Annotated in this window: 9 protein-coding genes; 4 read left to right on the forward strand and 5 right to left on the reverse strand. The window is 48.4% G+C overall.

All coding sequences use genetic code 11. The features are described from left to right. Positions 1-118 precede the first annotated feature (118 nt). Together ABD76_RS06400 and ABD76_RS06405 are read left to right on the forward strand one after the other, a co-directional pair. Positions 119-1654, forward strand: a complete 1536-nt coding sequence (locus tag ABD76_RS06400; RefSeq protein WP_197255267.1) for a response regulator — start codon at positions 119-121, stop codon at positions 1652-1654. Beyond that, positions 1651-3354, forward strand: coding sequence for a sensor histidine kinase (locus ABD76_RS06405; protein WP_197255269.1), 1704 nt, complete (start codon positions 1651-1653; stop codon positions 3352-3354). The genes ABD76_RS06400 and ABD76_RS06405 overlap by 4 nt, the downstream gene beginning before the upstream one ends. A gap of 424 nt (positions 3355-3778) precedes the next feature. On the opposite strand, the gene ABD76_RS29305 is transcribed toward ABD76_RS06405, so the two are convergent. Beyond that, positions 3779-4537: an MFS transporter gene (locus ABD76_RS29305; protein WP_242069410.1), complete on the reverse strand. Its 759-nt coding sequence runs from the start codon at positions 4535-4537 to the stop codon at positions 3779-3781. A gap of 123 nt (positions 4538-4660) precedes the next feature. Here ABD76_RS29305 and ABD76_RS06415 point away from each other — a divergent pair, with 123 nt between their 5' ends. Continuing rightward, entirely contained in the window at positions 4661-5548 is an 888-nt protein-coding gene (locus ABD76_RS06415) for a LysR family transcriptional regulator (RefSeq protein WP_197255272.1), read from the forward strand. A 195-nt stretch (positions 5549-5743) separates the two neighbouring features. Here ABD76_RS06415 and ABD76_RS06420 read toward each other — a convergent pair whose 3' ends face one another. From ABD76_RS06420 to ABD76_RS06435, 4 genes are all read right to left on the reverse strand, one after another. After that, complete coding sequence (locus ABD76_RS06420) at positions 5744-7183, reverse strand: bifunctional 2-methylcitrate dehydratase/aconitate hydratase (RefSeq protein WP_197255274.1); 1440 nt, start codon at positions 7181-7183, stop codon at positions 5744-5746. A gap of 23 nt (positions 7184-7206) precedes the next feature. Beyond that, a complete protein-coding gene (gene prpC, locus ABD76_RS06425; protein ID WP_197255276.1) occupies positions 7207-8331 on the reverse strand; it encodes a bifunctional 2-methylcitrate synthase/citrate synthase in 1125 nt (374 codons plus the stop codon). Continuing rightward, the gene (gene prpB, locus ABD76_RS06430) at positions 8332-9225 is read right to left on the reverse strand and encodes a methylisocitrate lyase (protein ID WP_197255278.1); all 894 of its coding nucleotides are present in this window, start codon (positions 9223-9225) and stop codon (positions 8332-8334) included. It lies immediately after the preceding gene. 800 nt (positions 9226-10025) lie between these two features. Then, positions 10026-10967 (reverse strand): sensor histidine kinase, encoded by a 942-nt coding sequence (locus tag ABD76_RS06435; RefSeq protein ID WP_242069411.1) that lies wholly within the window; start codon positions 10965-10967, stop codon positions 10026-10028. A 658-nt stretch (positions 10968-11625) separates the two neighbouring features. Between ABD76_RS06435 and ABD76_RS06440 the strand changes: the two genes are divergently transcribed. Continuing rightward, positions 11626-12088: helix-turn-helix domain-containing protein (locus ABD76_RS06440; RefSeq protein WP_197254405.1), on the forward strand; the 463-nt coding region annotated here is incomplete at its 3' end.

Raw genomic sequence — 12088 nt, forward strand, 5'->3', positions numbered from 1 at the left:
GAATTAATTGTGGTTTACGCGAATTTTTTACGAAGTTTCATCATGAGCGCTCTTTCTATTTCATTCGTTTTGAAAAGGCTTATAATAAATGGTGATAACGCTTGAAAAGAGGATGCACATGCTAACCATTTTAATCGCAGATGATCAACAGGAAGAACGTGAAGGCATCGCTTTTCTGATCGAAGAGCTTCAATTTCCTCTTAAAGTGGAGCTTGCGGAAAACGGCAAAAAGGCGCTTGAATTTTTGCGGCGCCAGTCTGCCGATATTTTGTTCACCGATGTGAAGATGCCGCTTATGGACGGGCTTCAGCTTACCGGACAGGCACTGCAGCTTCGGCCGCAGATGAAGGTCATCATATTCAGCGGCTTCGCGGAATTTGAATATGCGAAGACAGCTATCTCCCTTGGCGTATCCGACTACCTTCTCAAGCCAATCCATGTAGACGCCTTTCAAGAGACGTTGCAAAAAGTCATCGAAGACATCACCAAACAAAAGCAAGAAGATGAAGCATCGAAAATGAGAAAAGCCTATGTGAAAAAACATGTGCTGTTCACCCTCGTGAACGGCGTTGGCGCTCCTCCTTCGTTGAAGGGAGCTTCCCTGGATTTGCCGGCGGCTTACGATAGAATGCTGCTGTTGGAATTCGAAAAAAACTTCTTCGAGCATGCCGGGGCCGAGTTCGAAGGCTATGTCCTCTCCCTGTTGGAGACGCCGGCTGACTATATCAATTTGAATGGCTCTCAGAGCTTGCTGCTCTTTCCCGAAGCGAAGTGTTCCTCCGGCTTGTCCTATCGTGACATGGCACAGCGCATTCACGAGAGCATTCTCACCAAGTTCAATTCGGTCTGTTATATCGCCTTGAACGAAAACCCGACGGCGATGGAAGATCTGGCAGCCGGGCTCGACCAATTGGAGCAGTTGATGGAGTCCCGCTTCTTCTCGCCGGACCGTTTTATTTTTGAAGAACAGGATGATAACCTCTATGCTTCCGAGGACACGGATCAATGTGACAGCGCTATCTTGGACAAGATCCGGGCAAATATCAAGAACCGGGATATATTCGGCCTGAAGGCGAATACCGGAATCCTTTATCAAAAATATGCCAAGCAGGTTCAGTTTTCGCAGCTCTATGTCAAATATATGTTTTCGAATCTCTGCCAAGAAATTGTCACCCATCTTATGGCGGATGTGTCTGAACTGGACCTGAATCACGCAATTGAGAAAATATATAGAGCCGAGGATATCCGGGATATCCAAAAAATCATCAATGAGTACGTCTTGCGGCTGGAGGATAAATATACGAATTCCGAAGCGTCTTGCAACCGTGACATTGCCTATATCACAAAATATATCAAGGACCATTATGCTGACGATCTGAGTCTGGATTCCCTCGCCGCCAAAGTCTACTTATCGCCCCATTACCTCAGCTCCATGTTCAAGAAGACGATGGGCTGCGGCTTGAACAAATACATCAAAAACGTGCGCATGCAGAAGGCGCAGGAATTGTTAACGAGCACTCATCTCAAAGTGTCCGATATATCGAGCGCCGTGGGATATCGGGACGTGTCGTATTTTTGCCAGAACTATAGAGACTTTTACGGGCGCACTCCCGAAAAATACCGGCAATTCATGACTGCGGGAGAAAGAGCATGAGAAAATGGAGGGCGCTGAAAGCACGCATCCGCGACATGAAATTCCAAACCAAAATCAAGCTTGCCTTTCTTCTAATCAGCTTGATTCCCGTTATTGTGTTGGGCGGCTTTTGTTTTTTTGAGACCAGGCAGCTTTTGTTGGCGCAGTCTGAAGCGGATCTGAAGGCGAATCTGGAGCAAAGCGTGCAAGCGGTGAACAATCAGTTGAATACATACAATAAAATCATTACCTTTCTGAGCTTCAACCAAGCCATCATCAATGCGGCCAATCATACGTATGACAGCGCTTATACGATGTACGATCAGCTCAAAAACGTCATTGATCAAAATTTCTACACCGCCCAATATCTGAATCCGGATATCACACGAATCACGCTCTATACGGGGACCAATTTGCCGAAGCATGGAAGCACGGTCATCCCAATCGAGGAAGCGGCCAATGCGTCCTGGTATCCGCAAGTGATGGCCACGACGGAAAACCTGTGGTTTTTTGATGGAACGAAGATGTTCAGCGCCGGGCGCATTTTTAATACCAAACAAAGAAATCCGAAAGATAATATTTTGTATACCGAAGTAAATCATGCTTCTCTGTTCCAGTCCTTTGCGTCCTTGCAGGCCAATGGAGCCGAGATTCTTGTCACGGACGCAGGCGGACATTCTGTCTATTCCTCGGCAAAGCTGGAGGGAGATACAGAGATTCCGGTTCTCAATCAAGCAGGTCATGAGCTGCTATGGAGCGAAAAGGAATACACCGTTTTGCAATCCATCATTCCGATCTCGGGGTGGAATGTATTTTTATATAAGCCGACGAATTTGATCACGGCCTCCGCATGGCTCATCATTTTGACCATCGTGCTGATTATGATCGCCTGCATCATTGCCGTAGCCGGAGCCGGCACCTTTTTCGCCAGAAGAATGATGTCCCGGATCGATCAATTGCATCAAAATATGAATCTTGTTGGGAAGGGCGTGCTCGAGGTCACGGTCACCAGCGAATCGAAGGATGAAATCGGGGACTTAATCAGAGGGTTCGGCCATATGGTGGAAGAGACCAAAACGCTGATTCATAAAGTGTATGTGGAGGAAATCGCGCGCAAGGAGTATGAAATGAAGGCGCTCCAGGCGCAGATCAACCCCCATTTTCTGTATAACTCCCTCTCGCTTATCAATTGGAGGGCGATTCGGCTGCGGGCCCCGGAGATTAGCGAGATGGCCCAGTTGTTATCCACCTTTTATCGGACCACCCTGAATAAGGGCGACAATATGATCCTGGTCTCGGACGAGATTCTCAATGTGCAATCCTACCTGCGCATTCAGCTTATCATGCACAGCAACAGCTTCGAAGTGGACTACCGGATCGAGGATGAGATTCTATCCTGCCGCATGCCTAACTTAATGCTGCAGCCTCTGATTGAAAACGCCATTCTTCACGGCATTGAAAACAGAGAAGAAGGCGGCGGGAAAATTGGCGTGTCGGGAGGACGGGAACAGGACTGCATCGTGTTCGAAGTCCAGGACAATGGAGTAGGCATCCCGCCGGAGCGGCTTCCCCTGCTGCTGCATACGCAGTCCAAAGGCTATGGCCTCAAAAACGTAAACGACCGCGCGAAGCTCATGTACGGTTCAGATTATGGCTTAACGATAGACAGCACCGTCCAGCTTGGAACTAAAGTAACGCTTAGAATTCCTGCGGATTGGTAGTTAATCCTCGGGGTTGCCGGCAGGCACCTCCGGGGTTTGCTCATTTGCAGGCCAAATTGCACGCTAGTGATGTTCACTTCTTTTTCCAATTGTGATATCATACGATTAAAGAAGCCGAGTGCGGCAAACACTCGGCTAACAATTGGCTTGGATGGGCCTATCCCTTCTAAGTTGCAAAGACATAAGAACCCACCTGGGCGGTAACCTTAGGGTGGGTTCTTACTTTTGCTGTGGATCTTTCGTTTTTGAACCTCAATAAAGTCATAAACCTTAATAATTTCTTCCTCATAATTTTGATCTATTTCAAAATAAGGAACACCATGTTCCTTGCAGCTTCGTCTAAAATGATCATGCTCATCGATGAATTGACTGATCGTGCGGTCTTCCGGATAGAGGCGGGTTTCAATCCCGCTTCTATGCTTTACTATGTTGGAGTCAAAGTTTTCTTTAATATATTCGTTGAAAAACCGAGAAACACGGATATGATGTTTTCGGAATATGGTTTTTCAAAATCCTTGATAAAGCGAGGCAGTATATAACAACCTTCAATAATCATGTTTTGATTATTTTCAATACTCGTCATGATCATCCCTTTAATGATCGGCCATAACTTCTCGCCAATTACTTCATCACTATCCAGTGGTGTAAAGCCGCAGCTGCTATCCCCTCTGTATAACCCCATTTTGAGGTGGTCGATCGAAAAATAAGGAATCAAATATTTTTCAAGCAATCTTTGCGACATTAAGGTTTTCCCTGTGAGCGCCGCTCCGATAACCATGGAGACCGAATACACTCCGGTTACGCCCAGCTTGTCGGGAAAATGCTTTTTAATAAACCCTGACATAAGCGGCCCCGCAATCCCGATTCCGATGCCGGAGAATAAGGCAGTGACGAGCAGAAGAATACTGCTGCTTGCGAACATGCGCGCCAACGTAGCCAAGAAAATCAACAGCATCGCGATCATGAGCGACAACTCATTGCCCAGACGGTTGCATAACCGGATAGCTAAAAGAGCAAACAGCCCCATGCAAAACACGGGCAGCGTTGTCATTAAGCTGGCCATCATTCCATTCATTCCAAGCTCCGTCTGTATCACATCAAGCAGCGGCCCAACGGAAGTAATGGCTGGCCGTAAGTTAATGGAGATAAAAAAGATGACCAAGATCAGATAAAAAAATGGCATCGAATCCCTTCTTTCCTTCCCATTGAGGATGGATTCAGTATAGTCTTGCCTTTTACATAGTTCAATACTATTATTTCTATACATATAATAGTTTGTATCTATGATTTTGAAGGGAGAATTCGGATGGAAGTAAGACAATTGCAATATTTTCTCATGCTGTGCAATGAACTTCATTTTTCGGAAGCCGCTTATAAGCTTGGCATCTCGCAGCCCACGTTAAGTCAGCAAATTCGCGTATTGGAAGATGAAGTCGGGATGCCGCTATTCGACCGTATCGGAAAAAAAACAGTCAAGACCGAAGCCGGCGCTATCCTGGAACATTATGCTGCCCATGCCCTTCAACAGCTCGAAAATGCGAAACATGCCATCTCGGATCTGACACAGCGGCATGCCGGGCATTTGCGCATCGCCGTATTGCCCTCCGATCTGGATTACCGGCTCACTTCATTGCTGATCGACTTCCATAAGCAATTCCCGCTTACCAAGGTTCAAATCATCCCGTCGATTCAAATATTGGATCAAGTCTTGGCTAATGAAGTGGATATCGGGGTTGGCCTGGCGATCAAGCCGGACAGCCGGCTGCATCGCATCCCCATTTATACCGAGATCTACCGTCTATATGTTCATGAAGGCCATCCCTTGGCGGATCGGGAGATGCTTCTTCCTGAGGAACTAAGCTCGATTCCGTTAGTGATGTACCCTAGAGGCTTCTACGGTCGCGAGTTAATCGAGAACTGGTGCAAGGAGCAAAATACGAGCGTCGACACCATTATGGAAACCGGCTCCACCGCATCGTTGTTCCAACTCGTGAAGGAAGGCATCGGAGGGTCGATTCAGCCAAGCCGGTTAATATCGCATTTTCAATCCTTGGGGGTTCGCTCCATTCCCATTAAGGGATCGCCGGTTCGGGACTTGGAGATTTATTATCGCAACGACAAATACATCAGCATGGCTGCCAAGGTGTTCATGAAAATGGTTGAGGAATTTTTTCAAAACGAGGCGCCTGAGTAAGGACGGACTCGCTTCAGCAAGAGTGGAACTTCAAGCGGACAAAACGTACGGCGTTTGTACACAATGGAGAGAAGACAGCAAAAGCTGAACAAGCTGACACCGGTGGAGTACCGGCGCCAGCTTGCTGCCTAGAGGCCTTTTTCAATGTCTGCAAAATTGGGGCTTGACCATAACCTATGGGTGGGTTCTTACCTTTCAGATAAAAAACTTGTCCACGAATACGTGTACGGGTGTAGCTTCCAAGCGCTCTTGATTCTCGCAAAGCTCCACAATATCCGCCACTTGCTTTGCGGGGAAACGCGTCTCCAAATTGCTTTTAAATTTCTTTTCCAGCAACGGGATGCCTTCCGCTCTTCTGCGGCGGTGGCCAATCGGATATTCAACGGCCACGTTGTCCGTCTTGGAGCCGTCCTTGAACATCACTTGAACGGCATTGGCAATGGAGCGCTTCTCCGGATCGAGATAATCCTTGGAATATTGCGGATTTTCCACTACTATCATCTTCTCCCGCAGGGCATCGATACGCGGATCTTTTGCCGTGGAATCTTCATAATGATCCGCCGTCAGCTCACCGAAAATAAGTCCGATTGCCGTCATATACTGCAGGCAATGATCGCGGTCCGCCGGGTTGTACAGCGGTCCTTTTTTATCGATGATGCGGATCGCCGACTCGTGTGTGGCAATCGCAATATGGTCGATGTCGTCCAGCCGGTCCTTGACGTCCGGATGGAGCTGAATCGCGCATTCCACGGCCGTTTGCGCATGGAATTCCGCGGGGAACGAAATCTTGAACAGCACGTTCTCCATGACATACGATCTGTAAGGACGCGGGAACTTGAACTCGCTGCCTTTAAAGAGAACATCGTAGAAGCCCCAGGTTTTCGCCGTCAATGCGGAGGGATAGCCCATTTCGCCCTTCAGCGACATCATGGCGAGACGCACCGCGCGACTTGTCGCATCGCCTGCAGCCCACGATTTGCGAGAGCCCGTGTTAGGCGCATGACGGTACGTGCGAAGGGATTGCCCGTCGATCCATGCGTTGGACACCGCATTCATGATCTGCTCCTCGGTTCCGCCGAGCAGCTTCGTAACAACGGCGGTCGAAGCCACTTTGACGAGCAGGACATGGTCCAGTCCTACGCGGTTGAAGCTGTTTTCCAGTGCGATCACGCCTTGAATCTCATGCGCTTGAATCATGCCCGTCAAGACGTCCCGCATCAACAGCGGAGCTTTTCCTTCCGCAGAATTCTTCCGGCTTACATAATCGGCAACGGCCAGAATGCCGCCCAGATTATCCGAAGGGTGGCCCCATTCCGCAGCCACCCACGTATCGTTGTAATCCAGCCAACGAATCATGGCGCCGATGTTAAATGCGGCTGTAACGGGATCCAACTGGTAGGAAGTACCCGGCACCTTGGCACCGTTCGGCACGACCGTTCCCGGCACAATCGGTCCGAGCAGCTTCGTGCACTCCGGGTAACGAAGCGCCAGCATGCCACAGCCGAGCGAATCGATTAAGCAGTATCGGGCCGTTCGGTACGCTTCCTCGCTATCAATCGTCTGGCCTACATAAGCGGCGATATCCTTAATCGCTTGATCATGATCAGGTCTTACATTGCTGATATGTGACGACACAGTGCATTCCCCCTTACGAGTACTTATGCTCTCGATTCCATCGGCAGCCACGGCTGCGGTTCTGGACCGATATATTCCGCGTTGGGGCGAATCAACTTATTGCTCGCTCTTTGCTCGATGATGTGAGCGGACCACCCGCTCGTTCGGGATATCACGAACACGGGCGTGAACATCGCCGTCGGGATGCCCATCAGGTGGTAAGCCGAAGCGCTGTAGAAGTCCAGGTTCGGAAACAGCTTCTTCTCTTCCCGTATCACCGATTCAATGCGTTCGGAGATGCGATAAAGATTCATGTTCCCTGCATGCTCCGACAGTTTGCGCGACCAGACCTTAATGACATCGGACCGCGGATCGGAGACGGAATAGACCCGGTGCCCGAAGCCCATGATCCGTTTTTTCTCCTGCAGCATCCGGCGCAGGCCCGCTTCCGCCTCGTCCGGCGTTTGGAACTGTTGGATCAGTTCCATCGCCGCCTCGTTCGCGCCGCCGTGCAGCGGACCGCGCAGCGTGCCGATGCCTGAAGTAATCGCCGAATACATATCCGACAAAGTAGAAGCGGCGGTGCGTGAGGCAAAGGTCGAAGCGTTGTATTCATGCTCCGCATACAGAATCAAAGAAACGTCCATCGCCCGCTCATGCAGCGGTTCCGGCTTCTTGCCGTGCAGCAAATGCAGAAAATGTCCGGCGATGCTGCTGTCGTCCGTTTCCGTCTCGATTCTGGCGCCGGTCTGGGCATAATGATACCAGTACAGCAGCATCGAGCCGAAGCTGGCCATCAAGCGGTCGGCAATATCGCTTTGGCTGCGTCCGGTACCCTCAGGTTCCATGGTGCCGAGAACCGAGCACCCCGTACGCAGTACGTCCATCGGGTGCGATCCGGCCGGCAGCTGTTCGAGCACCCTCTTCAGACCAGCCGGAAGTCCGCGCAGGCGCTGCAGCTTCGAGCGATAAGCGGACAGTTCACCGAAAGAAGGCAATGTTCCGTAAATGAGCAGATAGGCCGTTTCCTCGAAGGTCGCATGCTCGGCCAGATCGTAGATGGAATACCCCCGATAATTCAGGCCCTTACCCTCTTTCCCCACGGTGGAAATCGCCGTTTGGCCGGCGATAATTCCGGCTAATCCGCCTTGCTTTTTCGCCGTTGTCATTTATTGTCCCTCCTTGCCGGTAGCGAACAATTCATCCAGCTTTTTTTCGTACTCGTGATACTTCAAAAATTCATACAATTCGTTGCGTGTTTGCATCATATCGATGACGCTTTTCTGCGTTCCTTCGCGGCGGATCGTCTGGTACACCTGTAAAGCTGCGGCATTCATAGCGCGGAAAGCGGACAGAGGATAGAGCACGAGGCTGACGCCGGCGGCTCCAAGCTCCTCCACGGACAGCATCGGCGTTTGGCCGAATTCCGTAATATTCGCAAGAATCGGCACGTTCACGGATTCAGCGAATTTCCGGTACTGCCACACTTCGGTAACCGCCTCGGCAAAAATCATGTCCGCCCCGGCTTCCACATAGGCGGCTGCCCGTTCGAGCGCAGCATCGAGCCCTTCGGAAGCCAGAGCGTCCGTGCGCGCCATAACGACGAAGGAGCCATCCGTCTTGGCATCGACAGCCGTCTTAATCCGATCGGCCATTTCGTCCTTGCTCACAATCGCTTTGTTCGGCCGGTGCCCGCATCGTTTGGCCATCGCTTGATCCTCGATATGCACGCCCGCCGCCCCGGATCTGGTCATTTCCCGGATGGTTCTGGCAATATTGAAGGCGCTTCCGAATCCCGTGTCGGCATCAACCAGAAGCGGCAGGTCGACCGCCGAAGTGATGCGGCGGACATCCTCCGTCACATCGTTCAGTGTCGTAATGCCCAGATCCGGCAAGCCGAAGGAAGCGTTGGCCACACCGGCCCCGGACAAATAAATCGCTCGGAAGCCTGCGGACTTGGCCAGCATAGCGGCATAGGCGTTAATCGTGCCAGCCACCTGCAGCGGCCGTTCCTCCTCAACAGCTTGGCGCAAGCGTAAGCCTGGAGAATCTAATCGGATCATACTTGCCACATCCCTTTCCTTTTCTATCTTCTTTCCCCTTTCAACGAAGCTTGGACTGCCCTTTCGACGCAAAATGAAGTTCGGAGCATTAGCCCGCCTTCAGCCTTCCTCATCGCCGACAAGCGCATTGGCAATCGCCTTCCCTCTAGTGTTATGCAAACGCAGAGAAAAAAAGAAATCAGAGAACGCATCCCGCAAGGAATCACCCGAGTCATCGAATGCAAATGCCGCTTCAATACCTGGGACTACGGATCACGATAAGAGAATCTTATTTTTTGCATGTTAGTCTAAAAATAAGGAGATGGATGCCATCCATAAGGAACGAATTGTCGAGCTGTACACAAGACGTCTGGAATAAAAAAGGCGAGTTCTGCGTCGCCACGCAAACCCGCCCAGAATCATCCGTGGAAAACCACGTATGATTCAACTAAAATTAAAATTAAGCGTACCGCACCTGGTAAGGCTGCCCTCTGATCACACTAGTGACATTTTCACACGATTATCATTCCTATGCCCGCGCATCGCGGACTGATCGTCATCGGCGGCAGCATCAGGCCAATACCATTCTCAAGCGATTGAATCAGAACTGGAAGACGAAACCGATGTGGTCACGCCGATACGGTCAGCTCATCGTCGTTCAAATCATTTACTTCAATCCCGTTCACAGTGACCCTGTCGCTGTCTCGGTCAATGCCGCCGATGATCTTCATCAGTGGACTTTCCCAGCCTGATGACCCGAGGATGACTCCGATCTCCCCTTTTCCAGCTTCATTCCGACTCCCTTCAAAACTTCCGTTATCCTATTCTTCGGACGAGAATGTAATATTGCACTGGGTTCCTTGATGAAGTTTACTATTCATTTCAATATTTCCTCCATGAGCCATAATGATCTGTCTTGCAATGGCCATCCCTAATCCCGTTCCGGAATTATTAGAAGAGGAACTCGTCCCCCGGAAGTAGCGCTCGAATAAATGATTGATCGTGTCTTGATCCATACCGATCCCATCATCCTCAATCACAACACGAATTTGCTTAGGATGAGATAGGTCTTCGTGAAGGATGACTTTAATTTTCGTGTTTGGCGGATTATGTTTTATACTGTTCGCAATTACGTTTTCGAAGGCCCGCTTCAAGTATCTAGTGTCCATATTAAAAAGAATGTGTTCTTTATTTGTTTCGAATGAGAATACTTTGTTTTTTGCTTCTGGCAAGCTCTTCAGTTGCTCCAAAACATCTTTGAAAACAATCACGAGATTTGCTTGTTCAAATTGTAATGGGATAACTTCATTTTTTAATTGAAACGTTAAATTGAAGTCTTCAATGAGTTGCTCCATATACTCCACGCGTTCTTCCATAATTTTGGAAAAGCGACGTACTTTATCTTGTTCCCATTGATATTCGGGTGAAGATAACAGAACCGTATACCCCTTGATCACTGACAAGGGTGTTTTCAGATCATGGGAGACTCCTGTCAGCCATTCTTCCCTTGTCTTTTCCAGTAATTCTCGCTCTTCCATGTTTTTCTGAAGGGTTGATGTGAGCTTGGAAAGGGACTTCATCAATTCTTCAAACGTTTTATATTCAGCCTTTTTTCGCCAGCGTTGTTTTGAATTCAGCTTTCTCCAAGAATAAAATGGTTCTTCATACTTTCCTTTTGACAGATTATCAATCCAAGAGACAATATAGAGCAGAGGCGCACCTAATTGCTTTCCAAAAAATAAAGCTATGAAAAATCGGCTCAAAACCGTAATCAGTGCTTGACGAAATAATCTCAGGCTGAAAATGGAAAAACATCTGCTAATCCTGTAATGTTGTAAGTCTCACCAACAACAAAAAAGGAATAGACAGATGCAAAACATTCTGTCCGCTAGCTTTCTATCCATATATTTAGTCATTCTATTTTTGATAAATTGTTTAACATGTACCAACTTAATATGTATACAATCTGTTCTCGGTGAAACTTTTTTTCTTGAGAATAAGACTTTAGCAACCTGATAATTTCCAAGTTCTATTTTAGAACCTCTCGATAATTCATTACTGTAATTGTTCAAGCCACTTATAAAACCAAACCTTCCTAAAGCTTTATATAGGTTTGGTTCACAGAAGATATTTTCGCGATTAAAGTTTAAACCGGTCTTTACTTCACAAATTAATCCGATAATACTCCCTCTTGGAAAATGACTTAATAATGTGGCATCCCAATCTTCTTCTCTTCCGCCAATGTCCTCATACACATATGGAAAGCGAACTGCCAGTAATTCAGCGTCCGATGTCCTGCTTGCAGTATCATGATGTAATACAAAATTATTTATGATAAAAAAACCAGCTTCTTCGCCGTTATAAATGCAATGACTTGTCGATACTGGAATTAAGAACCCAGTAGAGGACAGGTGTTTTCATATGTTTGCAGCAAATTTAAATGAAGGTCAACTTGAGGAACTGCTTCATATTCCCGAACCATGGTACATTGATCGTGTAGAGTTTAGCCTTGAAGCCAAGCAACTTGATGTGTATGTCAAATTTCGTAAGCGAGCATTGTTCCCATGTTCAAATTGCGGGGAGCCTGATCAACCGGTTCGAGATATCGCGACCCATGATCGTACGTGGCGTCATCTCAACTTCTTTGAGTATCCATGCTACATCCATGCCGAACATCCTCGCACGAATTGCGGCAAGTGCAATTCCATTACCCGGGTTAAAGTGCCGTGGGCACTGGATAAACCGAAGCATTACTTTACCTTGCACTTTGATGCACTCATTATTGCACTAGCCAAGGATATGCCGATGAATGCAATCAGTCGATTTGTAGGAGAGCACGATACACGCTTATGGCGGATCCTGCATCACTACGTGGATAACGCGA

The organism is Paenibacillus dendritiformis, from assembly GCF_015845845.1.
Classification (GTDB): Bacteria; Bacillota; Bacilli; order Paenibacillales; family Paenibacillaceae; genus Paenibacillus_B; species Paenibacillus_B dendritiformis_C.